General features: G+C 68.6%; 16 protein-coding genes. 10 read left to right on the forward strand and 6 right to left on the reverse strand.

Annotated elements, in window-relative coordinates; all coding sequences use genetic code 11:
* Nucleotides 1-26: 26 nt before the first annotated feature.
* The 3 genes from ABZ928_RS01090 to ABZ928_RS01100 form a co-directional block, all read right to left on the reverse strand.
* Nucleotides 27-1,454 carry a hypothetical protein gene (locus tag ABZ928_RS01090; RefSeq protein WP_361514340.1) on the reverse strand — a complete coding sequence of 476 codons (1,428 nt, stop codon included), beginning with the start codon at nt 1,452-1,454 and terminating at the stop codon, nt 27-29.
* 126 nt (nt 1,455-1,580) lie between these two features.
* A complete protein-coding gene (locus ABZ928_RS01095; RefSeq protein ID WP_361514341.1) occupies nt 1,581-3,551 on the reverse strand; it encodes an alpha-glucuronidase in 1,971 nt (656 codons plus the stop codon).
* A gap of 21 nt (nt 3,552-3,572) precedes the next feature.
* Complete coding sequence (locus ABZ928_RS01100; RefSeq protein ID WP_361514342.1) at nt 3,573-7,331, reverse strand: GH92 family glycosyl hydrolase; 3,759 nt, start codon at nt 7,329-7,331, stop codon at nt 3,573-3,575.
* 389 nt (nt 7,332-7,720) lie between these two features.
* On the opposite strand from ABZ928_RS01100, the gene ngcE reads away from it, so the two are divergent.
* From ngcE to fxsT, 10 genes are all read left to right on the forward strand, one after another.
* Nucleotides 7,721-9,166, forward strand: coding sequence for an N-acetylglucosamine/diacetylchitobiose ABC transporter substrate-binding protein (ngcE, locus tag ABZ928_RS01105; RefSeq protein ID WP_361514343.1), 1,446 nt, complete (start codon nt 7,721-7,723; stop codon nt 9,164-9,166).
* A gap of 67 nt (nt 9,167-9,233) precedes the next feature.
* Nucleotides 9,234-10,169 carry a sugar ABC transporter permease gene (locus ABZ928_RS01110; protein ID WP_361514344.1) on the forward strand — a complete coding sequence of 312 codons (936 nt, stop codon included), beginning with the start codon at nt 9,234-9,236 and terminating at the stop codon, nt 10,167-10,169.
* A 17-nt stretch (nt 10,170-10,186) separates the two neighbouring features.
* A complete protein-coding gene (locus ABZ928_RS01115; protein ID WP_361514345.1) occupies nt 10,187-11,110 on the forward strand; it encodes a carbohydrate ABC transporter permease in 924 nt (307 codons plus the stop codon).
* 194 nt (nt 11,111-11,304) lie between these two features.
* On the forward strand, nt 11,305-12,504 hold the full coding sequence (locus tag ABZ928_RS01120) for an ROK family transcriptional regulator (protein ID WP_361514346.1): 1,200 nt from the start codon (nt 11,305-11,307) through the stop codon (nt 12,502-12,504).
* A 133-nt stretch (nt 12,505-12,637) separates the two neighbouring features.
* The gene (locus ABZ928_RS01125) at nt 12,638-13,723 is read left to right on the forward strand and encodes a substrate-binding domain-containing protein (protein ID WP_361514904.1); all 1,086 of its coding nucleotides are present in this window, start codon (nt 12,638-12,640) and stop codon (nt 13,721-13,723) included.
* A 272-nt stretch (nt 13,724-13,995) separates the two neighbouring features.
* Nucleotides 13,996-14,787, forward strand: a complete 792-nt coding sequence (locus tag ABZ928_RS01130; protein ID WP_361514347.1) for an ATP-binding cassette domain-containing protein — start codon at nt 13,996-13,998, stop codon at nt 14,785-14,787.
* Nucleotides 14,784-16,106 (forward strand): sugar ABC transporter permease, encoded by a 1,323-nt coding sequence (locus ABZ928_RS01135; RefSeq protein ID WP_361514348.1) that lies wholly within the window; start codon nt 14,784-14,786, stop codon nt 16,104-16,106. Before ABZ928_RS01130 ends, ABZ928_RS01135 begins: the two co-directional genes overlap by 4 nt.
* Nucleotides 16,107-16,307: 201 nt before the next feature.
* Nucleotides 16,308-18,233, forward strand: coding sequence for a 1-deoxy-D-xylulose-5-phosphate synthase (gene dxs, locus ABZ928_RS01140; RefSeq protein WP_361514349.1), 1,926 nt, complete (start codon nt 16,308-16,310; stop codon nt 18,231-18,233).
* Between the two features lie 147 nt (nt 18,234-18,380).
* A complete protein-coding gene (locus ABZ928_RS01145; protein ID WP_361514350.1) occupies nt 18,381-19,904 on the forward strand; it encodes an amino acid permease in 1,524 nt (507 codons plus the stop codon).
* Between the two features lie 160 nt (nt 19,905-20,064).
* Nucleotides 20,065-24,003 (forward strand): FxSxx-COOH system tetratricopeptide repeat protein, encoded by a 3,939-nt coding sequence (gene fxsT / locus ABZ928_RS01150; protein WP_361514351.1) that lies wholly within the window; start codon nt 20,065-20,067, stop codon nt 24,001-24,003.
* 18 nt (nt 24,004-24,021) lie between these two features.
* Here the strand turns inward: fxsT and ABZ928_RS01155 are convergent, their stop codons facing one another.
* From ABZ928_RS01155 to ABZ928_RS01165, 3 genes are all read right to left on the reverse strand, one after another.
* Complete coding sequence (locus ABZ928_RS01155) at nt 24,022-24,918, reverse strand: alpha/beta hydrolase (protein WP_361514352.1); 897 nt, start codon at nt 24,916-24,918, stop codon at nt 24,022-24,024.
* Nucleotides 24,919-24,996: 78 nt separating this feature from the next.
* Nucleotides 24,997-25,368: an NTP pyrophosphohydrolase gene (locus ABZ928_RS01160; protein ID WP_361514353.1), complete on the reverse strand. Its 372-nt coding sequence runs from the start codon at nt 25,366-25,368 to the stop codon at nt 24,997-24,999.
* A 97-nt stretch (nt 25,369-25,465) separates the two neighbouring features.
* Complete coding sequence (locus ABZ928_RS01165; protein ID WP_361514354.1) at nt 25,466-26,347, reverse strand: NAD(P)-dependent oxidoreductase; 882 nt, start codon at nt 26,345-26,347, stop codon at nt 25,466-25,468.
* Nucleotides 26,348-26,585 lie beyond the last annotated feature (238 nt).

The raw sequence follows: 26,585 nt of genomic DNA on the forward strand, positions 1-26,585 counted from the left end.
CGGAGGCGAGGTAGGGCCGGGCGTGATCAGGCGAACTGACCGCTGCGCGGCCGAGCCCGACTGCTCCGCTTGCTGCGCAGCACAGGAGGAACACGCCGATCCAGCCGCGGCCGCCGACTCGTCGCCCCCTGCCCCTCGGCGCAATCCGCACCGGGATGCACGGGGACCAGCCCCGACCGGAACAGCCCCTGCTCGATACGGCGAACCGCGGCCGTCTCCAACTCCTCCCGGAGCGGCCCGTCCCGCAGCACCGCCGCCGAACCGAGCAGCCCCTCGACCACGGCGAGCGCCCCGACGACGTCACCGTGACGGAGCCGCTCCCGGACCGCCGGCAGCGCCTCCGGATTGCGGTGCACCGAGTCGATCGCCCGCAGACAGGGCAACGGAGGCCCACCGAGCGCCACGAGCAGCTCCTCGCGGTGCAGTTGGGCCGGATCGTGATCGACGGCGGTCAGCACCCCGTCCCGCAGCGCGATCCGATGGACCTCGCCCCGGCACTCGACGCGGTGCGGATCGCTTGTCACGACGGTGGAATCGGGCATCGCCCCCGAGTCGGGGCGCCCCTCCACCCCGCATGCCCTCAGCGCGTCGGCGACCAGAGGATGGAGCTCATCGACCTTGACCAGACCACCCCGTATCAGCTCCAGATCCGGAAGGGTCCGGGCCGCCGCATCGGGCAGCACCGGCAGCGCGGCGACCTCCTGCGGGGGCAGTGCCTCCAACAGCGGCCGGAAGGACGGGACATGACTGTCATCGGGGGCGACAAGTTCCAGCACGGCCCGCTCGCGCGTACCGAGCCGCACGGCGAAGGCCCCGCGAGAGCGCCCCTCCGCCCGCAACAGCAGTTCCGCTTCGGCGGCCCAACCACCCACCGCCCACGAGGAGTCGAGGTCAACACCCCGCTCGCCCACCCCGACGGCCACGCACCGCCGCGCCAACTCCCCACTCCGCCCGGCATCCCACAGATGCCGATGCAGATCGAGCCGGAAGCGCCGGTCGGGATGCGGATGAGGATGCGGATGGTGCCCGGTGCCGCCGTCGCCGCCCCCGGACTCCTCCCACAGCCCCAGCGTCATCCGCTGCCCGGCATCCGCCCAGGCCGGCGGCGTCCGCACGACCAACTGCGCACCCGCATACCGGGCCAAGGCAACGGTGAGACCGGGCCGGAGCCGCCCGTCGGGAGCGATCCGGGGCATGTGCCAGCGCAGCAGATCCGGCGCCAACCGACGCAGATCCCCACGCAACGACGTGACAAATGAACTGCCGTAGCGATGACGCACGGCGCGCAGATCGAGATCGACGTCGATCCGGGCGGCGGCACAGGCGCCGGCCCAGTCACCGGCCGCACGCCGTGCGGTGGCCGTCTCGATCATGGACAGTGGCACGGCGTACTCACGTACGCGCTGCCACATCAACAGGCGGGTCGGAATCGAGTTCGCGAAGTGAGCTGTCATCAGCACTCACCCTGAGCGAACGATTCCCCCAATCCGAACGAGGAGAAGTTCTTCATCGGCGGCATCATAAGCACCAGGTTCGCGATCTGTCAGCCGAGATTCATCAGCTGGGATTCAGTGGATGATTCAGTGGATGCGCCTTCCGTGGGCGTCCCCCACACCGGACTTCCGCAGGAAGTAGCTGTTGACCTGATCCCGCCACTCCCGCGCGCTGCGGACCTGCTCCTCGTACCGCTCCACCACCCGCACATACCGCTCCGCGTCGACGAGACCCGCCAGCGAGTCCCACACCGCACGGGCCTTCTCCACCTCCGCCACGCCCTCGAAGTGCGTGTCGTAGATGTGCTGGATCACCGTCTTCCCGCCGCGCAGCACATGCCGGTACGGCACATGATGGAAGAAGAGCAGCAACTCGTCCGGGCAGCTCTCCACGGACTCGTACACCTCGGCCCACCCCTTGCCGTACTGCCCCGCGAACCCGGTCCCCGTGCCCCGGCTCCGGTCCACCCCGATCCCGTCCCGATCGGCGAAGTGATACGTCCCCCAGGGGCTGTACTCGTACCCGTCCACACTCGGCCCGTAGTGATGCCCCGGCTGCACCATGAACCCGACCCCGAGCGGCGCGGTGTACTTCTCGTACGTCGACCAGGACCCGTCGAGCACGGCGTGCAGCCCCTCCACCAGCCGTGTCTCCGCGTCGGGGAAGGCGAGCCGGATCCACTCGTCGAGGATCTCCAGCGGATCGGCGTCCGGCTGCCAGGCCAGCCGCCCGAAGGTGTAGAGGTTCGCCTGGGCCAGCGGATGCCCGGTCCAGAACGGATCGTCACCCACATTGGACACGGCGACCAGTCCGCCCCGCGCCAACTCCCCGACGGACGGCCCCTCTTCGGCATCCGAGGGCCGGAACCGCAGCACCTCGCTCCACATCGGTCCCAGCCAGCACACATGCCGCTGCTGCCCGGTGTACTCCTGCGTGGCCTGCACCTCCACCGCGAGCCGCGTCCCCGGCATCGCGCCGATCAGCGGCGACACCGGCTCCCGCACCTGGAAGTCCATCGGTCCGTGCTTCACCTGGAGCACGGCGTTCGCCGCGAACTCCCCGTCCAGCGGCACGAAATGGTCGTACGCGGCCCGGGCCCGGTCCGTCGTCCGGTCCCGCCAGTCCTGGCGGTGGTCGTAGACGAACGCCCGCCAGTGCACGGTCCCGCCGTACGGCTCCAGCGCGGCCGCCAGCATGTTCGCCCCGTCGGCGTGCGTGCGACCGTACGCGAACGGCCCCGGCTGCCCCTCCGAGTCGGCCTTCACCACGTACCCGCCGAAGTCCGGTATCGCCTCGTACACCCGCCCGGTGGCCTCGGCCCACCACGCCCGCACCCCTTCGTCGAGCGGATCGGCCGTCGCGAGCCCGCCGAGCACGACCGGCGCGGCGAAGCTCACCGAGAGATGCGTGCGAATCCCGTACGCCCTGAACGCCTCGGCCAGCAAGGCGACTTCACCGATCCGATCGGTCAACAGGTGAGCCTCGGTCTCGTGCACATTGACGTTGTTCACCGCCAGGGCGTTGATCCCGCAGGAGGCGAGCAGCCGCCCGTACGCCCGCACCCGCTCCAGGTCCCCGCGCGCCCGCCCGTCCTCCCAGAACAGTGAGCCGCCCGCGTACCCGCGCTCCACCTGCCCCATGACCGGGTGCACGGCCACGTTGTCCCAGTGGTCCAGCATCCGCAGGCCCAGCGCGGGGCCGTGGGTCTCCCGCCGCGCCTCGCCCAGGAACGCGTCCTCGCCGAGCCGCACGACATGGAACAGGCCGTACAGCAGGCCTGAAGGGCCGGACGAGGTCACCTTCGTCCGGCCCTCCTCCCGTAGGAAGGTGAACCCCTCGGAGCCGTCGTCACCGGTCAGCTCCAGCAGCAGGTCATGCGGGTCGTACGGTCCGGGGGATGCGTCGCGCGAGACGCTTCCCCCGAACTGCTCACAAGCTTCGGCCACTTCGGTGTGCACGGTGTCCACCAGGGGACCCGAACCACGGAGCAGCGTCCGCCGGGTGCCGATCGGCCGGAACACCTCACGCGGCAGCCACGCCGGATCGACACCCTGCACAAGACCTCCCAATGGACCTGCTCAGGCGAGCAGTTCGGCTTCGGACAGCACCGCCTCACCGTCCAGTACGAGGCGGTACCTCTCGTACGTACCCGGCGACCCCACCGTGAACGCGCGTGTCTGTCTGTCCCAGGCGAAGGATTCCCCGGACCGCTCGTCCAGCGTCGTCCACGTGGTCCCGTCGGACGACCCCTGGAGCGTCCAGCCCCCGGGCGCCTTCGCGTGGTCCGCACCCGACGTCAGCGTGTACTGCGCCGCCTCCACACCCTTTGCGACGGGCAACTCGACAGCGGTAACCGCCACTTCAGTGGCCGACGTATCGTCGAAGAGTTCACCCTCCCCCTTCAACACATCCGCCCGAGGCGCCGGAACCTTGTCGTCCTCGGTGATCGACGTCGGCGCCGCGTCCTTGCCCGTGCCCCACGACGAGGGCCGTGGCCCCATGTCGAAGGTCAGGGTGCCGCCCTTGGCGATCAGTGAATGCGGAAGCGAAGTCGACGTCCAGGTACGCCCGTTGACCTTCAGCCCCTGGACGTACACATTGCGGTCGCTGTTCCTCGGCGCCTCGACGACGAGATCCCGCCCGTTCTCCAGATGCACGGTCGCCTTGGTGAACAGCGGTGACCCGACGGCGTACTCACCACTGCCCATCACCAGCGGGTAGAAGCCCAGCGCGGAGAACAGGAACCACGCCGACTGCTCGCCGTTGTCCTCGTCGCCGTGGTAGCCCTGTCCGATCGCGCTGCCGGTGTACAGCCGCGACAGCACCTCCCGGACGTTCCGCTGGGTCTTCCACGGCTGCCCGGCCGCGTCGTACATGTAGTTCACGTGGTGGGCGACCTGGTTGGAGTGCCCGTACATGCCCATCCGGACGTCCCGTGCCTCCGTCATCTCGTGGATGACCCCGGGGTACGAGCCGACGAACTCCGGTGAGGCCGTCTCCGGCGTACCGAAGTACGCGTCGAGCTTCTCGGCGAGCCCGGTCCGCCCGCCGTACAGGTTGGCGAGGCCCCGGCTGTCCTGCGGGGCGGTGAAGGCGTACCCCCAGCCGTTGGTCTCGGTGTAGTCGTAGCCCCACACGCGGGGGTCGTACTTCGAGGACTCCACGCGCCAGTCACCGGCCAGGTCCCGCCCCTGGAAGAATCCGGCCTCGGTATCGAACAACCGCACATAGTCCTGGGCCCGGTTGAGGAAGTACTCCGACTCCTCCCGGTACCGCTTCTCGCCCGTCTTCTCGTACAGCGCCCGCCCCATCCGCGCGATGCCGTAGTCGTTGAGGTATCCCTCCAACGCCCAGGAGAGGCCCTCGTGCGTCTCGGTGCTCGTGTAGCCGAGGAAGGGGGAGGTCTCCATCCCCTTCCGCCCGACCCCCGACATCGGCGGCACGACCGTCGCGTTCTTCAGCGCCGCCTCGTACGCCGACTTCGCGTCGAAGTCGACGCCCTTGACATACGCGTCGGCGAAGGCGACGTCCGAGGAGGTGCCGGTCATCAGGTCGGCGTAGCCGGGGGAGGACCAGCGTGAGGTCCAGCCGCCGTCCTTGTACTGCTGCACGAACCCGTCGACCATCTCGCCCGCCTGAGAGGGCGTCAGGAGCGAATACGCCGGCCAGGTCGTCCGATAGGTGTCCCAGAAGCCGTTGTTGACGTACACCTTGCCGTCGACGATCTTCGCGCCAGTGTGCGTGGGGGTGTCGGGACCCGGCATCGGTGAGAAGGGTGAGGCGTACCGGTACGTCGAACCCACCTTCTCGAAGCCGGAGTTGGGGTACAGATACAGCCGGTACAGGCTGGAGTACAGGGTCGTCAGCTGGTCCGGCGTCGCGCCCTCCACCTCGACCTTGCCGAGCAGCCGGTCCCACTGGCGCTGGGCCCCCGCCTTGACCGCCCCGAAGCTCGTCCCGTCGGGGATCTCCTGGCGCAGGTTGTCCTCGGCCTGGTCGACGCTGATGAGCGAGGTCGCGAGCCGCAGGGTGACGGTGGAGGCGTCGAACCGCAGATACCCCTTGACCCCGTCCACGGCCCCGTCCGTGACCGGCGCGTCGAACTTCCCGTACACGAACAGCCGGGTCGCCCCCGTCGACAGCCCGGACTTCACGTCCGAGTACCCGGTGACGACCCCGTTCTCCTTGTCGAGCGTCAGCCCCGCCTGGTCCGTCACGTTGTCGAACAGGACGCTCGCCTGGTCGCCGGGGTAGGTGAAGCGCAGCGCCGCCGCGTGGTCGGTCGGCGCCATCTCCGCCTTGAGCCCGTTCTCGAACCGCACCCCGTAGTAGTACGGCCGCGCGGTCTCGTTCTCGTGCCGGAAGGCCAGCTCCCGCGCCTCGCGGCCGGTGTCCGGCACCCCCGTCGCCGCCGAGGGCATCACCTGGAAGGTCTGCCGGTCGCCCATCCAGGGGCTCGGCTCATGGCTCGCGCTGAACGCCTGGATCGTCGGCAGGTTGTCTGCGTTGTTGGCCCGCGCGTAGTCGTACAGCCAGCTCAGCGATCCCGCGTCGGTCACCGGCGTCCAGAAGTTGAAGCCATGGGGCACGGCCGTCGCGGGGAAGTTGTTGCCGCGCGAGAAGGCGCCGCTGGAGTTGGTGCCGCGGGTCGTCAGCGCGTAGTCGGACAGATGGGCCTTCGGTCTCTCGGGTGCCACCGGCTCGATCCGTACGTCGTCCAGCCAGCCCCGGAACTTCGCCGGGCCCGCGGGGGAGTCGTACGCCACCAGGATCCGGTCGACGGTCTTCCCGGACGCCACCGACCCGATCCGCGAGACCACGTCGTTCCACTGGTTGACGTAGAGCACCTTCGCGGCGCCCTGAGCCCGCGGCGACAGCCCGAAGCCGTGCTGGTCGACGGCGCCGAGGGCGCTCAGATACGTGCCGTCCGTGAAGGCGAGGTCCACCGCCACGTTCGTGGCGTCGTAGTCCCGGTCGCCGTCCGCCATCGACGGGAACAGGCGGTACGAGAGGCGGGTGTCCCGGCCGACGGCCACGTTCACGTCGTAGACCTTGTTGTACGAGTACGCCCGGCCGGCCGCCGTGTGCCGTCCCGCATACCGCAGCGCCCGTTTGCCGGTGAATCCGGCCCGCGCCTTCGCGGTGGGGGAGCCCTTCGGGCCGCGGTCGACCAACGACAGCATGTCCGGGGGCGCGGGGCCGTCGCCGCCGCCCGTCGAGAACTGTACGTCGGCGAGCTGGAGGATGCCGGGGGCGCCGTTGTTCGCGGTGATGTCCAGGCGGAAGTGCTGGTACTCGGCCGGGTCCGTGAGGTCGTACGACTTCGTCTGGAACCGTTCGTCGAACGCCTGCCCGGAGCGGGTGTCGAGGGTCTTCCAGTCCTTGCCGTCCGTCGAGCCCTTGAGGGTCCAGTCCTTCGGGTCGCGTTCGGCGTAGTCGTTGGCCGAGGTGAGCGCGTAGGCGGCGATCCTGACCGGGTTGTCGAAGTCGAACTCGACCCAGCCGGTGGTCTCGAAGGCCAGCCACTTGGTGCCGGGCTCGCCGTCGACGAGGCGTTCCTTCACCTCGCCGCCGTCGGTGTTCTCGGCGCTCGCGCGGACGTCCGTGACATCGTCGGTGATGTTGCCGGGGATGCCGGTGGTCCAGCCGCCGTCCACCCCGGAGGCGCGCTCCGGGGTGCTGAGCCAGTCCGGCGGCGGATCGTCCGTCTCGAAGGAGGAGGCGAACCCCCGGTCGGCGGCCGCCGGGGCCTCCGGTAGCGCCGCCACCCCCTGTGAGCTCGCCGCCAGAGCGAAGGCCGCCAAGAAGGCGACCGCCGAGAACCGTCTGTGCCGCATGGGCCAGCACCCTCCCTGCCATCGTGGACAACGTTGTCAGCTTCGATGCGCAAGGATCAGTAGTGACCCAAGTGGTCAACGATGTCAAGGGTGTTGGGTGTGGCATTCGGGCGCAATGGCGAGCATATTTCCGTCACCCGCCGCACAGCTCGCACATATTTCCGCGAGGTCTCAACTCGGAAAAGACCAATGGCCAACCTTGCATTCGATCTTGCTCCGCTGGCGGGAAGTGGACTATACCTGTCGGCGATTCACCCGATCCGTTCGAGCGCGCCCTGCGCACGATCTGCATGATCCGCACTTCCTGCACGACCCAGCGTGACCCGATCGCGGTGCCCGGCAAGGATCCGGTTCACCGCCTGAGTCCTGGAGAAGGCGAGGACTTGAGCATGGGATCCACTTCCGCCGAGAACGACAAAGGCTCCGTCGGCCGCCGTGATCTGATCAAGCGGTCCGCCGCGCTCGGTCTGATCACCGTACCCACGATGAGTTTCCTGTCCGCGTGTGCCAGCGGTGGCGGGGACGACGACTCCGGCAACGACACACCCAAGGGCAAGACCACCAAGGACAACCCCTTCGGCGCCGAGAAGGGCAGCAAGCTCGACGTCGTCATCTTCAAGGGCGGCTACGGCGACAACTACGCGAAGGTGTGGGAGGCCGACTTCCAGAAGAAGCTCGGCATCACCTCCTCCCACACCGGGACGCAGGAGATCACCGGCAAGCTCCAGCCCCGCTTCAACGCGGGCACCCCGCCGGACATCGTGGACGACTCCGGCGCCCAGCAGATCAAGGTCGACGTCCTCAACAAGAACGGCCAGCTCCTCGACCTCGCCGAGGTCCTGGACGCCCCGTCGGTCGACGACCCCTCCAAGAAGGTCCGCGACACCCTCATCGCCGGCACCCTCGACCCGGGCACGTTCGAGGGCAAGGTCGTCGCCCTGAACTACATCTACACGGTCTGGGGCCTGTGGTACTCGGGCAAGCTCTTCAAGGAGAAGGGCTGGGAGGAGCCCAAGACCTGGGCCGACTTCCTCGCCATCTGTACCGACGCCAAGAAGCAGGGCATCGGGGGCCTGGCCCACCAGGGCAAGTACCCGTACTACATCAACGTCGCGATCATGGACCTGATCGCCAAGACCGGCGGCCTGGACGCCATGAAGGCGATCGACAACCTCGACCCCAAGGCGTTCGTCGGCTCCGACGCGGCCCAGGCGGGCGTCGAGGCGATCTACGAGGTCGTGGAGAAGGGCCTGTTGATGCCCGGCACCAACGGCCTCACCCACACCGAGTCCCAGACCCGCTGGAACCAGTACAAGGCCGTGTTCATCACCAGCGGCTCCTGGCTGGAGAACGAGCAGCTCAAGACCACGCCGTCGGACTTCGACATGAAGTTCCTGCCGATGCCGCTGCTGCCCGACAGCAAGCTGCCCTTCGAGGCGATCCGGGCCGGCGCCGGCGAGCCCTTCATCATCCCGAACAAGGCGAAGAACCTCGCCGGGGCCAAGGAGTTCATGCGGCGCATGCTCTCCAAGGAGTGGTCGACGCAGTTCGCCAAGGAGGCGAACTCGCTGACCATCCTCAAGGACGGCGTCGACTCCAGCGTCACGCTGCGCCCGGGCACCCAGTCCACGGTGGAGGCGTCCAAGGCGGCGGGTGACAACACCTTCCGCTACCTGTACGTCGACTGGTACAGCGAGATGGGGGCGGCCATCGAGGCCGCGTCCAACGAGCTGATGGCCAAGCGCATCCAGCCCAAGGAGTGGCTGAAGCGCGCCCAGGCCGCGGTCGACAAGCAGGCCAAGGACCCGGCCTCCAAGAAGAACCACCGGGACTGACCAACGCCGTTTCCCGGGCCGGATCCCCTTCCGGCCCGGGGAAGGACATCAGGGGCAGGAAACGCCAATGCGCAAAGGGCAGTACAGGTTCGTCGCGGGATTTCTGTTCGTCCCCGTGGCGCTCTATCTGATCTTCGTGATCTGGCCGTACGTCCAGACGTTCGGCTATTCGCTGACCGACTGGAAGGGACAGTCGCAGACCTTCAAGTTCGTCGGCCTGGACAACTACAAGGCGCTGTTCGACGACGACGTCTTCATGCAGGCCATCTGGCACAACATCCTGTTCCTGATCTTCATCCCGGTGATCACGATCCTGCTCGCCCTTTTCTTCGCGTTCATGCTGAACGCGGGCGGACGCAGCCGGGCCGGCGGAGTATCGGGCGTCGCCGGATCGTCGTTCTACAAAATCGTCTACTTCTTTCCGCAGGTGCTGTCCCTGGCGATCGTCGCGGTGCTCTTCAACGCCGTGTACCGCAGTGACGGCGGCGGTCTCCTCAACGGCCTCCTGATCAAACTCGGACTGGTCGACGCCCAGAACCCGATGGAATGGCTGAACGAGCCGAACCTGGTGCTGTGGATGCTGATGATCGCCGTGGTCTGGCACGGCGTCGGCTTCTACCTGGTGCTGTTCTCGGCCGCCATGCAGTCCATCCCCAAGGACATCTACGAGGCCGCCCTGATCGACGGCGCGGGCCGCAACCAGTCCTTCTTCCGCATCACCCTGCCGCTGCTCTGGGAGAGCGTGCAGACCGCCTGGGTGTACCTGGGCATCGTCGCGATGGACATGTTCGTCCTCGTCTCCTCGATGACCCAGAACATGGGCGCCTACGGCGGCGGTCCCGACCACAAGAGCGACGTGATGTCGACCGTGATGATGCGCAACTTCCAGTACTTCGGCAAGAGCGGATACGCCTGCGCGATGGGCGTCGTCATGCTGCTGCTCACCCTGGTCCTGTCCGTGGTCATGCTGCGTGCCACCCGCCGCGACCGCGTCGAGTTCTGAGCGGGAGAGATACGACGATGAGCGCCCCCATCAAGGAGACCGCGGACGCCCCCGTACGGCGCCCCGTGGCCAAGACCCCGGCCCGCCCCGGCGGTGAACGCAGCGAAGGCGTCGTCCTGAACGTCTTCTCGCACGGCTTCCTCGCCCTCTGGGCCCTGCTGATCATCCTGCCCCTGCTCTGGCTGGTCCTGAGCTCCTTCAAGACCGACACCCAGATCGGCGGTTCGGCCTTCGGCTGGCCGCAGAACTGGTCGCTGGACGTCTTCTCCCGGGCCTGGGACAAGGGCATCGGCGACTACTTCCTCAACACGGTCATCGTGCTGGTCTTCTCCGTGCCGCTGACGATGCTGTTCGGCTCGATGGCCGCGTACGTGCTGGCCCGCTATCAGTTCTGGGGCAACAGGTTCCTGTACTACTTCTTCGTGGCCGGCGCGATGTTCCCGGTGTTCCTCGCCCTCGTCCCGCTGTTCTTCATGGTCAAACGGCTGGACATGCTGAACACCTACCAGGGTCTGATCCTGGTGTACGTCGCCTACTCGATGCCGTTCACGGTCTTCTTCATGCACGCCTTCTTCCGGACCCTGCCGACCGCCGTCTTCGAGGCGGCGGTCCTCGACGGCGCCTCGCACAGCCGCACCTTCTTCCAGGTGATGCTGCCGATGGCCAAGCCCGGTCTGGTCAGCGTCGGCATCTTCAACACCCTCGGCCAGTGGAACCAGTTCATCCTGCCGACGGTCCTCATGCAGCCGCAGAGCGGTGACGATCCCGAGCGCTACGTCCTCACCCAGGGGCTCATCCAGCTCCAGCAGCAACAGGGGTACGCCTCCGACCTCCCGGTGCTCTTCGCGGGCGTGACCATCGCGATGATCCCGATGCTGGTCGTCTATCTGTCCTTCCAGCGCCAGGTACAGGCGGGGCTGACCTCCGCCACCTTGAAGTGAGGCGCGGGTAGCGCTCCGGAACCGACCGTGCGCACGCCGTTCCCGGCCCTGGGAGCGGCGTACGCGCGCGTGCGTGGCGCCGCGGAAACTGTTCAACCTCTTGACGGAAGGCGACCCGAACGGCTCAGCTTAGAGTTCACTAGTTGGACATGGACGGGGCCTCATCGATGCGGTCCCGCGCGCAGGAGGTCGTCGTGGAGACTCCGGGGTCGCAGTCGTCGCTGCACCGAGCCAACCTGGAGCGGGTGGTCCGGGCCGTCCGGCTGGCCGGGTCGCTCACCCAGGCGGAGATCGCAAGGACCACCGGGCTGTCCGCGGCAACCGTCTCCAACATCGTCCGTGAGCTCAAGGACGGCGGGACCGTCGAGGTCACGCCCACATCGGCGGGCGGCCGCCGGGCCCGCAGCGTCTCGCTCAGCGGGGACGCCGGCATCGTGATCGGCGTCGATTTCGGCCATACGCACCTACGGGTCGCCGTCGGCAACCTCGCCCACCAGGTGCTCGCCGAGGAGTCCGAGCCACTGGACGTGGACGCCTCCTCCACCCAGGGCTTCGACCGGGCGGAAGAGCTGGTCAACCGGCTGATCGCGGCGACCGGCGTCGACCGCTCCAAGATCGCCGGGGTGGGTCTCGGCGTCCCCGGCCCGATCGATCTGGAGTCCGGCTCGCTGGGCTCCTCCGCGATCCTGCCGGGCTGGATCGGCACCAAGCCCGCCGAGGAGCTGGGCGGCCGTCTGGGCGTCCCCGTGCACGTCGACAACGACGCCAACCTGGGCGCCCTCGGCGAGATGGTCTGGGGCAGCGGCAGAGGCGTCAGAGACCTGGCGTACATCAAGGTCGCCAGCGGTGTCGGCGCAGGCCTGGTCATCAACGGCAAGATCTACCGGGGCCCGGGTGGCACAGCGGGAGAAATCGGGCATATTACTCTTGATGAATCCGGCCCGGTCTGCCGCTGTGGAAACCGGGGCTGCCTGGAGACCTTCGCGGCCGCGCGCTATGTGCTCCCGCTCCTCCAGTCCAGTCACGGCACGGACCTGACGATGGAAGGCGTCGTGCGGCTGGCCAGGGACGGAGACCCTGGCTGCCGTCGGGTGATCGCCGACGTCGGCCGCCATATCGGCAGTGGAGTGGCCAATCTCTGCAATCTCCTGAACCCGAGCAGGGTGGTCCTCGGCGGTGATCTCGCGGAGGCGGGCGAGCTGGTCCTCGGGCCCATCAGGGAGTCCGTCGGCCGGTACGCCATTCCCAGCGCGGCACGTCAACTCACCGTTCTCCCGGGGGCACTTGGGGGCCGTGCGGAGGTGCTCGGAGCGCTCGCTCTCGCGCTCAGTGAGATGGGCGATTCGACCCTTTTGGACGGCACGCTGCACACAGCGGCTCCTGCCTTCACTTAGAGAACGAAACCCGCCGTTGCCAACCCGTTAAGTATTTACTTCTTGACGTCGCACGTGTGGCCGAGTTGACTTCCAGCCACCTCGGCCGCAACGACGCGGCCTCGTCAGGGAGGTTTCTGAAGTGAACACGCTTATGCGTCGTGCGGCCGTACCCGTTCTGGTCTCGGCTCTCGCTCTGACCGCCGCCGCCTGTGGCAAGGCCGGCGACGACGACAACGACAGCGGCAGCTCCGACTCCGGCAACAAGTCGATCGGCCTGCTCCTGCCCGACAGCGTCACCACGCGTTACGAGCAGTTCGACCGGCCGTTCTTCGAGGCCAAGGTCAAGGAGCTGTGTGACGACTGCACGGTCTCCTACAACAACGCCGGCGCCGACGCCGCCAAGCAGGCCCAGCAGGTCAGCACCATGGTCACCAAGGGCGTGAAGGTCATCGTGATCTCCGCCCAGGACTCGGCCGCCATCAAGTCCTCGATCGACGCCGCGGTCAAGAAGGGCGTCAAGGTCGTCGCGTACGACCGTCTGGCCCAGGGCCCGGTCTCCGCGTACGTCTCCTTCGACAACGAGAAGGTCGGCCAGCTCCAGGGCCAGGCCCTGCTCGACTCGCTCGGCTCCAAGGCGACCCCCTCGGCCAACGTCGTCATGATCAACGGTGACGACGCCGACCCGAACGCCGCGCTGTTCAAGAAGGGCGCCCACAGCGTCCTCGACGGCAAGGTCAAGATCGCCTACGAGCAGTCCGGCCTCTGGAAGGACTCGATCGCCGCGCAGAAGATGAAGGCGGCCATCACCCAGCTCGGCGCCAAGAACATCGCGGGCGTCTACGCCGCCAACGACGGCATGGCCGGCGGTATCGCCACCACCCTGAAGGGCGCCGGCATCTCCGGCATCCCGCTGACGGGCCAGGACGCCGAGCTCGCCGGTATCCAGCGCATCGTCGCCGGCACGCAGTCCAGCACGGTCTACAAGGCCTTCAAGCCCGAGGCCGACGCCGCCGCCCAGCTCGCGGTCAACCTGGTCGAGGGCAAGAGCATCGACTCCCTCGCCACCACGACCATGACCAACGGCTCCGGCGACAAGGTTCCGTCGCAGCTGCTGACCCCGGTCTCCGTCACCGTCGCCAACATCAACGACACGGTGATCAAGGACAAGCTGTACACCGTCGACCAGATCTGCACCTCGGCCTACGCCGCCGCGTGCAAGAAGGCCGGCCTTCAGTAACCACCGCCCCGAGGGCGTGCCTGGACGGGCACGCCCTCCCGGCAGGAGAAGCCCCTCCGGCGCCCGCCCCGCCTTCATACCCCGCTAAAGCGGGTCGGTGTCCACCGACCCGCTAGGGGCGGGTGCCGGAGAGAAGCATGGCGAACGCGCCCGTTGCCAACCGGTACGGGCCGCGCGCAAGTTCATCAGTAAGCAATTCGGTGCCTCCTTCGGCACCCCCCTCCGCGTCTTACCCCAAGCGCGGCATCCCCGCCGGTCAGGCGGCGAAGGAGATGGTTCACGTGTCCGCTACGCCCGTGCTGGCGTTGCGCGGAGTCTCCAAGCGATTCGGTGCGGTGCAGGCACTCACCGACGTCGAGCTGGAGGTCCACGCCGGAGAAGTAGTCGCCCTGGTCGGCGACAACGGCGCAGGAAAGTCCACGCTGGTCAAGACGATCGCCGGCGTCCACCCCATCGATGAGGGCGTCATCGAGTGGGACGGCAACCCGGTCAGCATCAACAAGCCGCACGACGCCCAGGGACTCGGCGTCGCGACGGTCTACCAGGACCTCGCGCTGTGCGACAACCTCGACGTCGTCGGCAACCTCTACCTCGGACGCGAGCTGCTGCACCGCGGCGTCATCGACGAGGTCACGATGGAGAAGAACGCTCGGGAACTGCTGAGCACCCTCTCCATCCGCATCCCGAGCGTCCGCATCCCGATCGCGAGCCTCTCCGGCGGTCAGCGTCAGGTCGTCGCCATCGCGCGCGCCCTGATCGGTGACCCCAAGGTCGTCATCCTGGACGAGCCCACCGCCGCCCTCGGCGTCGAGCAGACCGCACAGGTCCTCGACCTCGTCGAGCGGCTGCGCGAGCGCAACCTCGGCGTCATCCTCATCAGCCACAACATGGCCGACGTGAAGGCTGTCGCCGACACCGTCGCCGTGCTGCGCCTGGGTAAGAACAACGGTTCCTTCTCCGTGAAGGACACCACCCACGAAGAGATCATCGCCGCCATCACGGGCGCCACGGAGAACGCCGTGACCCGTCGTGCGGGGCGTCGCAGCACGGAGGCGGCAAAGTGAGCGACACGTCGAAGGTAGAGAAGTCGGACGGCGTGGTGGAGGAACAGACCACCGTGGCCCCCGCCGACGACCCCACGGCCGCGCCGGTCGCCGTCGTCGACCCGCGCCTGCTGATCCGTGAAGAGGGTCTCAAGGGCTACTGGACCGAGTTCAAGCGCAAGGTCAAGGGCGGCGAGCTCGGCCAGCTGCCGGTCGTCGTCGGCCTCATCGTCATCTGGACGATCTTCCAGCTGAAGAACGACCTGTTCCTGAGCGCGGACAACCTGTCCAGCATCAGCTACTTCCTGTCGGCCACCGGCATGCTCTCCATCGGCCTCGTCTTCGTGCTGCTGCTCGGCGAGATCGACCTGTCCGTCGGCTCGGTCAGCGGCCTCGCGTCCACGATCTTCGCGGTGTTCGTGGTCAACCACGGCATGAACGTCTGGCTGAGCCTGATCCTGGCCGTCCTGACCGGTATCGCCATCGGTGTCCTGCACGGCTGGTTCTTCGCCAAGATCGGTGTGCCGGCGTTCGTCGTCACCCTGGCCGGCTTCCTCGGCTGGAACGGTCTGATGCTGTGGCTCCTTGGCGACAGCGGCACGATCAACATCCCGGACGACAGCGGCCCGATCCACATCCTCGGGCAGGGCTCCTTCTTCATGGACCAGGCCATCGTCGGCGCCTACCTGCTGGCGGCCCTCGGTGTGGCGTCCATGCTCGTGGGCTCGCTGATGGAGCAGCGCCGCCGCAAGGCCGCGGGTGTGCCGTTCCGTCCGACCAGCGAGATCCTGGTGCGCGTCGGTCTCCTCGCGGTGGCGTCCTTCGCCGCCGCGGCCGTGCTGAACAACGCCGCGGGTGTCTCCAACGCCCTGGTGATCTTCCTCGCCGCGCTGGTGATCGTCGACTTCGTGCTGCGTCGCACCACGTTCGGCCGCAAGGTCTTCGCGGTCGGCGGCGGTATCGAGGCGGCGCGTCGTGCCGGTATCAACGTGGCGGCGATCCGGATCTCCGTGTTCGCCATCGCGGGTGGCTTCGCCGCGATCGGCGGCATGTTCTTCGCCGGCCAGACGGCGTCGGCGACGCTGAACGCGGGCGGCGGCAACACGCTGATGCTGGCCATCGCGGCCGCGGTCATCGGCGGTACGTCGCTGTTCGGTGGCCGGGGCACCGTCTGGTCGGCCCTCCTGGGCATGCTGGTCATCCAGTCGATCCAGACCGGTCTTGACCTGCTGAACATGAACACGTCGATCCAGTACATGATCACCGGCGGCGTCCTCCTCGGCGCCGTGGTCATCGACTCGGTCTCCCGCAGGAGCCAGAAGGCCGCAGGCCGCGGCTAGCCCGCACGGAAATGGCCCGGCGCTGTTCAGCGCCGGGCCATTTTCATGTCGTACGACCCATGGATCTTACGAACGGCGGATCTTGGGTACAGCCGATCGCGTGACGTATGACGCACCTCCCGGGCGCCGTCCGCAAAGGCGGAACATTAGACTCGACAAGCCCGGCAACAGCTCGATCAGCTCTACTGCAAGGAGGCACGGGTGCCGCTGCTGACCCGCATCAGGGGACCGCGCGATCTGGACCGGCTCAGCCTGGAGCAGCTGGACCAGCTGGCAGAGGAGATCCGGACCTTCCTCGTCGACGCCGTCTCCAAGACCGGCGGCCACCTCGGCCCGAACCTCGGCGTGGTCGAGCTCACCATCGCCCTGCACCGTGTCTTCGACTCCCCGAAGGACAAGGTGCTCTGGGACACCGGCCACCAGTCCTACGTCCACAAGCTGCTCACCGGCCGCCAGGACTTCTCCAAGCTGAAGATGAAGGGCGGCCTGTCCGGCTACCCCTCGCAGGCCGAGTCCGAGCACGACGTCATCGAGAACAGCCACGCCTCCACGGTCCTCGGCTGGGCCGACGGCCTCGCGAAAGCCAACCAGATCCAGAAACGCGACGACCATGTCGTAGCCGTGATCGGGGACGGCGCCCTCACCGGCGGTATGGCCTGGGAGGCGCTGAACAACATCGCCGACGCCAAGGACCGCCCGCTGGTCATCGTCGTCAACGACAACGAGCGCTCCTACGCGCCCACCATCGGCGGCCTCGCCAACCACCTCGCGACCCTGCGCACCACCGACGGCTACGAGCGCTTCCTCGCCAAGGGCAAGGACCTCCTGGAGCGCACCCCGGTCGTCGGCAAGCCGCTCTACGAGACCCTCCACGGCGCCAAGAAGGGCCTCAAGGACTTCATCGCCCCGCAGGGCATGTTCGAGGACCTCGGCCTCAAGTACGTCGGCCCCATCGACGGCCACGACATCGAGGCCATGGAGTCCGCGCTGGCCCGCGCCAAGCGCTTCGGCGGCCCTGTCATCGTCCACGTCCTCACCGAGAAGGGCCGCGGCTACCAGCCCGCCCTCCAGGACGAGGCCGACCGCTTCCACGGCATCGGCCCCATCCACCCCGACACCGGCCTGCCGATCAAGGCCTCCGGCGCCGACTGGACCTCCGTCTTCGGCGACGAGATGGTGCAGCTCGGCAAGGAGCGCAAGGACATCGTGGCCATCACGGCGGCGATGCTCCAGCCGGTCGGCCTGAAGAAGTTCGCGGACACCTTCCCGGACCGGATCTACGACGTCGGCATCGCCGAGCAGCACGGCGCGGTCTCCGCGGCGGGCCTGGCGACCGGCGGACTGCACCCCGTCTTCGCCGTCTACGCCACCTTCCTCAACCGCGCCTTCGACCAGGTCCTCATGGACGTGGCCCTGCACAAGTGCGGCGTGACGTTCGTCCTGGACCGCGCCGGCGTCACCGGCACCGACGGCGCCTCCCACAACGGCATGTGGGACATGTCGATCCTCCAGGTCGTCCCGGGCCTGCGCCTGGCCGCCCCGCGCGACGCCGACCAGGTCCGCGCCCAGCTCCGCGAGGCCGTACAGGTCGACGACGCGCCGACGGTCGTACGCTTCTCGAAGGGCGCCGTAGGCCCCGCGGTACCGGCTGTCGGACGCGTCGGCGGCATGGACGTACTGCGCGAGCCGGGCACGGACACGCCGGACGTGCTCCTGGTCTCCGTCGGAGCCCTCGCCCCCATGTGCCTGGAGATCGCCTCGCTCCTCGACAAGCAGGGCATCACCACCACCGTCGTCGACCCGCGCTGGGTCAAGCCGGTGGACGAGGCCATGGCCCCGCTCGCCGAACGCCACCGCGTGGTCGTCACGGTCGAGGACAACTCCCGCGTCGGAGGCGTCGGTTCGGCGATCGCCCAGGCCCTGCGCGACGCCGGCGTCGACGTACCGCTGCGCGACTTCGGCATCCCGCCGCGCTTCCTCGACCACGCCTCGCGCGCCGAGGTCATGGCGGAGATCGGTCTGACGGCCCCGGACATCGCCCGCCAGGTCACCGGCCTGGTCTCGAAGCTGGACGGCAGGTACAGCAGTGCGGCGGCGGCCGAGGAGCCGGAGCCCGCGCGCGACTGACACGCCTGACACGCCGCAATGGGCCGGTCGAACCACCGCGAAGGGTGGTACGACCGGCCCATTTGCGTGAATCCCCACGCGCCGGGGCATACGCAGTACGCCCCCTCTCGATCATGTCGAGGACGACACAGCGTGGGAGGTACGCCCGTGAGCAGCACACTCTTCCGGACGAAGAGAGTCGAGCAGTCCATCCTCGATACCGAGGAACCAGAGCACGCGCTGAAGAAGTCCCTGTCCGCTCTGGACCTGACGGTCTTCGGCGTCGGCGTCATCATCGGCACCGGCATCTTCGTCCTGACCGGCACGGTCGCCAAGAACAACGCCGGACCGGCGGTCGCCCTGGCCTTCGTCGTCGCCGGCGTCGTCTGCGCGCTCGCCGCGCTCTGCTACGCCGAGTTCGCCTCCACGGTCCCGGTGGCCGGCTCGGCATACACCTTCTCGTACGCCTCCCTGGGCGAACTCCCCGCCTGGATCATCGGCTGGGACCTGGTCCTGGAGTTCGCGCTCGGCACGGCGGTGGTCGCCGTCGGCTGGTCGGGCTACATCGCCTCGCTCCTGGACAACGCGGGCTGGCACCTTCCGGAAGCGTTGAGCGGCAGGGACGGCGCGGACGGCTTCGGCTTCGACATCCTCGCGGCGGCCCTCGTCCTGATCCTGACCGGCATCCTGGTCCTGGGCACGAAGTTGTCCGCGCGGGTGACCTCCCTGGTGGTCGCCATCAAGGTCACGGTGGTCCTGACCGTGATCATCGCGGGCGCCTTCTTCATCGAGAAGGACAACTACGACCCGTTCATCCCGAAGTCACAGGCGGTCGAAGCGGGCGGCAGCCTCCAAGCCCCGCTGATCCAGCTGATGTTCGGCTGGGCCCCGTCCAACTTCGGCGTGATGGGCATCTTCACGGCCGCGTCCGTCGTCTTCTTCGCCTTCATCGGCTTCGACGTGGTGGCCACGGCGGCGGAGGAGACGAAGAACCCGCAACGGGACATGCCGAGGGGAATCCTGGGCTCGTTGGTGATCTGCACGGTCCTGTACGTGGCGGTGTCGATCGTGGTGACCGGCATGCAGAAGTACACGGACCTGTCGATCACCGCACCCCTGGCGGACGCCTTCAAGGCGACCGGGCACCCCTGGTTCGCGGGCTTCATCAGCTTCGGCGCGGCGGTGGGCCTGACAACGGTCTGCATGATCCTGCTGCTCGGCCAGACCCGAGTCTTCTTCGCGATGAGCCGCGACGGCCTCCTGCCCCGCTTCTTCTCCCACGTCCACCCACGCTTCAAGACCCCGCACCGCCCGACCATCCTCCTCGGCGTGATCATCGCGATCGTCGCCGGCTTCACGCCCTTGAGCGAACTCGCCGAACTGGTCAACATCGGCACCCTGTTCGCGTTCGTGGTGGTCGCGATCGGCGTCATCATCCTCCGCCGCACCCGCCCGGACCTGCACCGCGCGTTCCGTACGCCGTGGGTGCCGGTCCTGCCGGTGGTGTCGGTGCTGGCCTCGCTGTGGCTGATGTTGAATCTGCCGGCGGAGACGTGGCTGCGGTTCGCGATCTGGATGGTGCTCGGGTTCGTCGTGTACTTCCTGTACGGGCGGTCGCACAGTCGGCTGGCTCGGGGGGAGGAGACTTCGGTGGGGGAGGTGTTGAAGCGGCCGGGTGGGGGTGTGGAGTAACCAACGGCGGCCTCGTGTCCCGGCCCCGTACGATGCGCCGCGTCGCGTTGTGCGGGGCCGGGGCATGTGCTGCGGCTTGTCCTATCCTGGTGTGAATAGGCCGTTGCCATAAGGTAGTTGAACTTTCGCCCGGTAGCCGGGGCGACCAGGAGGCCCATCCGTGACTGGCGTGCACCCTCGCTCCGGAGACGGCAAGATCGTCACCTTCTACGCCTACACGGGGGGTACCGGCCGCACCATGGCCCTGGCCAATATCGCCTGGATCATGGCCTCCCAGGGGCGACGGGTCCTCATGGTCGACTGGGACCTGGACGCCCCTGGGCTCGACCGCTTCCTTCGCCCGTTCCTGGATCCGAACTCCTTACGCGACCGACCCGGAGTGCTGGAACTCATCAACGACTATGTCCTAAAGGTCGATCACCTGGGTGACACCCACGTGCGCAGCGAGTGGATCGCCGAACAAGCCGACATCGGCCGCGCGGTGAACCCGCTGGTGTGGAACTTCCCCGGCGACGGCCGCCTGGACCACATCTCGGCGGGCCGTCAGGACCGCAACTACTCCTCGATCTTCTCCCAGTTCGACTGGACCCGCTTCTACGAGGAGCAGTACGGCGGTCAGTTCCTGGACGCCATGTGCGCCCAGTTCCGGCACGGATACGACTACGTCCTCATCGACAGTCGTACCGGCCTCAGCGACATCTCCGACATCTGCACCCTTCACTTCCCCGACGTGCTGGTGAACTGCTTCACCCACAACGACCGGAGCATCGAGGGCGCCGCGGCCGTCGCCCGCCGCGTGGCGGACACGTATTACCGCGAACGGCGCATCCGTATTCTGCCGGTGCCCATGCGGGTGGTGGACTCCGAGGCGGACCGGCTGGAGGCCGCCCGCGCCAAGGTCCGGCTCGCCTTCGAGCAACTGCTGATCCGCACCCCGCACATTGACGTCAGCCGCTACTGGGGCAACGTGGAACTGCCCAGTAAGCCCACATACGCCTACGAGGAGATGCTCGCCACCTTCCGTGACGAGCCGGGCAACCACAACTCCCTGCTTGCCGCCTGTGAGCGGCTGACCTCGGTCATCACCGAGGGCGAGGTGAGTTCGCTCGTTCCTATGAGCGACGAGGAACGTCAGAACTACCTCAATGGCGTCGTGCGGCGCAGGCCGCCGGACCCCACCCATGTGTTCCTCAGCTACGTCCCCGAGGACCGAATGTGGGCCGAGTGGATCGGGCAGACCCTCGGCGACGCCGGTTTCACCGTCAGTGATGCCCGTTCCGAGGACGGCTCCGGGGCTGGTGTCGCACTGCGCGACCACACCGACAGCAAGGTGCGCGGCGCCACCCGCACGGTGGCCGTGGTGTCCGCCGCCTATCAGAGGTCCCCGCAGGCCAGAGCGGTGTGGGAGGCGGTCGCTGCGGCCGACCCGATAGGCGCGCGGCGCACTCTGGTGCCGGTGAGGATCAGCGACGCACGGCTTCAGCATCCGTTCTCGGACCGGACGCCGATCGACCTGAGCACCATGGACGAGAGCCAGGCCAGGAAGGCGCTGCTGCGGGCTCTGGACGCCCACGCCGTCCAGGGCGAGCACCCCGCGGACGCGGGAGCCGGCGGCCCTCGCTTCCCCGGCGCGGAGCCACGCGTATGGTCCGTCCCGGTACGCAACGCGGCCTTCACCGGACGCGTCGAACTGCTGGAGCACCTGCGCCAGCGACTCAAGGACACCGGTACCGCCGCCCTGCTCCACGGCATGGGCGGTGTCGGCAAGACACAGCTGGCGACCGAGTACGCGCACCGCTACCGGGGTGACTACGACGTCGTCTGGTGGATCGAGGCGGAGTTCGGTGACCTCGCGCTGCGTCAGTACTCCGAACTCGCCACCCATCTGGGCGTGGCGGAGCGGGACAGCATCAGTGCCACTGCTGACGCGGTCCGGGACGCGCTGCGCCGGGGCACCCAGTACGACCGTTGGCTGCTGGTGTTCGACAACGCGACAACTTCCGAGTCCATCGAGCGGCTGCTGCCCAACAGCCCCACCGGCCACGTACTGATCACTACCCGTAACGAAGGCTGGGCTCAGGTAGGCGAGCGCGTCGAGGTCGACGTCTTTTCGCGTACCGAGAGTGTCGAGCACCTCCTGCGCCGCGTCTACGCCATCAGCACCGAGGACGCCGACCGGGTTGCGGACGCCCTCGGCGACCTGCCGCTCGCCGTGGACCAGGCGGCGGCCTGGCTGAACGAGACGGGCCTGGATCCCACCGAGTACCTGAGGTTGCTGGAGGCCCAGTTGGAGAGTTCGGAGGCGGACATCGACGTCTCCGGCGTCCCGCTCCAGGTGGGCGCGACTTGGAGCGTCTCCATCCAGCAACTCAAATCTCCGGCCGCGCGGCGGCTGTTGGAGCTGTGCGCGTTCTTCGGCGCGGATCCCATCTCCCTCGACCTGGTGTTCGGCAAGGAGATGAGCGACGCGCTGCGCGAGGCGGAGCCGGGCAGCGGCAGTACGGCGCTGCTGTCGCGGGCCATCCAGCAGCTGCACCGCTACGCCTTGGCCAAAGTCGACCGCAGGAGCAGGAGCATCCAGGTGCACCGGCTCGTCCAGGCCACCGTGCGCTCGTCGATGTCCGCCAACGAGCAGGAGGCGGCGCTCCGTGCCGTGCGCAATGTTCTTTCCGGCGCCCGCCCGGTCGAGGGCGATGTGGAACGGCCGGCGAACTGGGAGCGCTACGACGCCATCTGGCCGCACCTCAGGACTCCGTGGACCAGGTACTCGCTCGACGACCGGATCCGCAGACTGATGACCGAGTGGGTGCGGTATCTGCGGGCCCGCGGCGAATACGCGGAGGCCATGGCGCTCGCCGAGGATCTGCTGGGCGTCTGGCAGCGAGAGACCGGCCCCGGCGACCGCTGGACCCTGCACCTGCGCCACGAGACCGCCAACCTGCTGCGGCTCCAGGGCTGGTACAGCAGGGCGCTCGACATCGACCAGGACGTCTACGAGCAACAACGCGAGGCCCTCGGCGACGACGACAGCCACACCCTCATGACAGCGGGCGGCCTTGCCTCCGACCTACGGGCTGTGGGACGAGTTGGAGAGGCCCTGGAGATCGACCGCCAGACGTACGAGCGGTCCATGGAGCTCCTCGGTGAGGATCACCCCTGGACCCTGTTCGCGGCGAACAACCTCGCCGTGTCGATGCGCATTGCCGGAGACTGCTACGAGGCCCTGGACATCGACAAGGAGAACTGCGACCTGCGCGGCTTGACCCTGGGCCGCGAGCACCCGTGCACGCTGTTCTCCCGGATCAACCTCGGCCGCGACCTGCGCTCCTGCGGCCAGTACGAAGCCTCGGAGGAGACGCTGCGCCGGGTCTACGAGACTGGCGTGGAACTCGGACCGGAATCACCGCCGGCGCTGGAGGCCGCCAAAGCTCTCGCGATCACACTCCGCCGCCTCGACCGGCTGGACGAGGCCATGGACATCAGCGGACAGGTCCTGGACATCTGCCGTCGGCGACTGGGCGAGGCCTCGCCCGAGACGCTGGTGGTGCGCCTGGGGTACGCCGGCCACCTCTCGGCGGCGGAACGCCACGAGGAGGCCTGTCGGGAGACCGCCGACCTGCTCGACCGGTTCCGCGCCACGCTCGGGGAGAGCCACCCCAACACGCTGGCGTGCGCGGTCAACCACGGCATCAACCTGCTGTCGACCGGCAGGCTCACGCAGGCCCGCGAGGTGTGCGAGCAGGCCGGTGCCGCGCTCCGGGCCACGCTCGGTCCGGAGCACCCCTTCAGCATGAACTGCCGGATGAACCTGGCCAACACCGAGGCGGCGCTGGGTGAGACGGAGAAGGCGGAGAGCAACTACCGCAAGGCGTACCGGGCGTTGTCCGATCGCCTCGGTGAGGATCACCCCACCACCCTCACCTGCCGAGGCAACCTCTCGGTCCTGCTGCGCGAGCTCGGCCGTACCGCCGAGGCCGACCAGCTGTCCGGGGAAACCCTCGACATGCTCAGCACCAAGCTCGGCGCCAAGCACTCCAGGCTGATCCGGCTGCGCGTCGGCCAACGCGTGGGTCTGGAACTGGATCCGCACCCGATCTGACGGCGGCGGATCCGGGGGTCACGCCGTCGTGGCGCTGCCATCGGGCCGCGCCTGGTCCCGAAGCCACCCGAGCACCTCGGGCAGCACGGGAACGGCCGCGAAGTGCGCCGCGGAGGGCTGAAGTACGACGGTGGCGTGCTTGATGCGTCGGGCCAGCCACTTGAAGTGCTCGACGGGGGAGAACACATCGTCCTCACCGTGCCACAGCAGGGTGGGCGCGGTGATCTCCCCCGGGTCGAAACCCCAGCTCCTGCTGAAGGCGATGGCGTCGTCGATCCAGCCGTCCGCGTTCCTCTCGATCGCGCTCGCGAAGTTCCGGTGCAGCAGCCGGCGGATACCGGCGTCCGCCACGATCTGCCGGTCGACCGCGGGCATCTCGTCGTCGAGGCCGTCGAACAGGGCCATCGGGTCGGCTCGCATGTCATCCGCGTTCTGCACGAGGGTTTCCATGAGCAGCTGCCGGTTGTCGCGGGCGTTGCGATACTCGCGGACGTTGAACTCGGTCATCCCCTCGAACCAGTCCAGCTCCTGCGCGTCCGGCGGAGCGAGACTGACCAGAACGGCCGCGCTCCGCACACGCTCCGGCAGCCTCGCGGCGCAGGCCAGCGCGTGCGGCCCACCGCCGGACCGGCCGACGACGGAGAACTCGGCCAGGCCGAGGTGGTCGGCGATGACCTCGACATCCGCGGCGGCGTCGACCACGGTGCGGCCCGGCCGGCGCGTCGAACCACCGTAGCCGGGACGGTCGTAGGCGATCAGCCGGATACCCAGCTGGTACAGCACCATCGACCGCGGCCGCGGCCCCTGATGGCTGCCCGGAGTCCCGTGCAGAAGAAAGACGGGGTGCCCTTGCGGGTCACCCCACGAATCGAAGACGAGCTCATGTGCGTCTCGGCTGAGAGCGGCAGGCGCCAACTCGGCCTCCCGTGCGACGTGATCGGGACGACACCGGACATCCGTGTCCCGGGATGCCGGGAGACTACGCCCAGGAAGCTAGCCGCGCACGCTCCGAGGCCCCGCCACCTCAGCCCCCAACTCGTCGACCCGCCGTCGCAGTTCCCGGTCCGCAGTGACGACCAGAACGTCCCGTCCGTCCGCCTCGGCGACCAGCTCGACCATACGGTCGTCCCCGCTGCCGGACGCCGACACGACCCGTACGCCGGGTACGGACTCCACACCCCGGGCGGCACCTTCGACCACGAGCACGATCTCCACGGGGCCTTCGCGCCCAGGCACCCCGTCCGCCGCGAGCCGGTCCCGCAGCCGCTCGGCGGCCCCTCTCCGGTCCCGCCACCATCCGTCGGGCACCGACCCGACGACGTTGGCGGCATCGACGATCACGAGGAGCGGGGCTTCGGCGTTCATGGGGTCAGGGTGCCAGGTCCGGCGCACCGGGGGGCGACCGGCGCCAGGGCGCGGGGTTCCGTGCTCCGAGCGGTGGACCGGCGTCGGCGTGCCGGTTTCACCCCTCGTCCTTCTCCTCGAAGCTCGCGAAATACGCCGCCGCCATGTCCTCCTCCCCATGCCCCAGCGCCCCCGCCCGCTCCAGCCGAGCCGCACTCGCCGCCGCCACGTCCAGCCGGACACCGTTCTCCTCACCGGCCTGGACAATCAGCCGGGCATCCTTCGCGGCCGTGTCGACCGCGAACTGGGCGGGCGAGAGCTTGCCGTCCAGCACCAGCCCCGCCTTGGCGCGCAGATACCCCATGTCCAACGGCCCGCCCTCGATCAGCGAGAAGAAGTCCCGCGGGTCCACGCCGAGCGCCTCGGAGAGGGCCAGCACCTCCCCGGTCGCCGCGGTCGCGGCCAGCACCCAGCTGTTGGCGACCAGCTTCAGCCGGGTCGCGCTGCCCGCCTCCCCGGTCCACACGGTCCGCGCGCCCACCGCGTCGAACACGGGCGTTACGGAGTGCCGGTGGGCCTCAGGGCCGCCCGCCAGTACGGTCAGTTGACCGGCCTCGGCGGGCTGGCGGGTGCCGAGGACGGGGGCGTCGTAGAAGACGAGGCCGTGCGCGGCGGCGAAGGCGGCGAGTTCGCCGAGCCCTTCGAGACCGGCCGTCGTCGACTGCGCCCACACCACACCGGGGCGCAGCGAGGGCAGCGCCTCCGTCATCACCTCCAGCGCGGCCGGACCGTCGTACAGCATGGTCAGGACGACATCCGCGCCCTCGACGGCCTCGGCGGGGGAGTCGGTGACGCGGATACCGGCGTCGGCGAGGGGCTCGGCCTTGGCGCGGGTGCGGTTCCAGGCACGGACAGTGAGCCCGGCCGAGGCGAGGTTGCGGGCCATGGCGGCGCCCATGATGCCGGTGCCCAGGACGGTGACGGTGAGCTTGTCGGTCATGCCGTCCACGCTAAGCGCTCCGCTGGATGTGCGGCGACGTGTCGGCGTTCGTCTGCGGCGCCGTCGTGGCTGGTCGCGCAGTTCCCCGCACCCCTTAGCGGCGCTGCCGTACCGCAGCCGACTTCACCGGGTCCGCTTAGTTCCTGTACGGCGGATCATGTCGGCGTCGGCGGGTCCGGCCCGCACATCCCCGGCGCTGCCCGGGCAGCCGACCCCCTCCTCTCGGCGCCGCCCGAGC

Origin of the sequence: Streptomyces sp. NPDC046909, assembly GCF_040644695.1 — a bacterium.
Classification (GTDB): Bacteria; Actinomycetota; Actinomycetes; order Streptomycetales; family Streptomycetaceae; genus Streptomyces.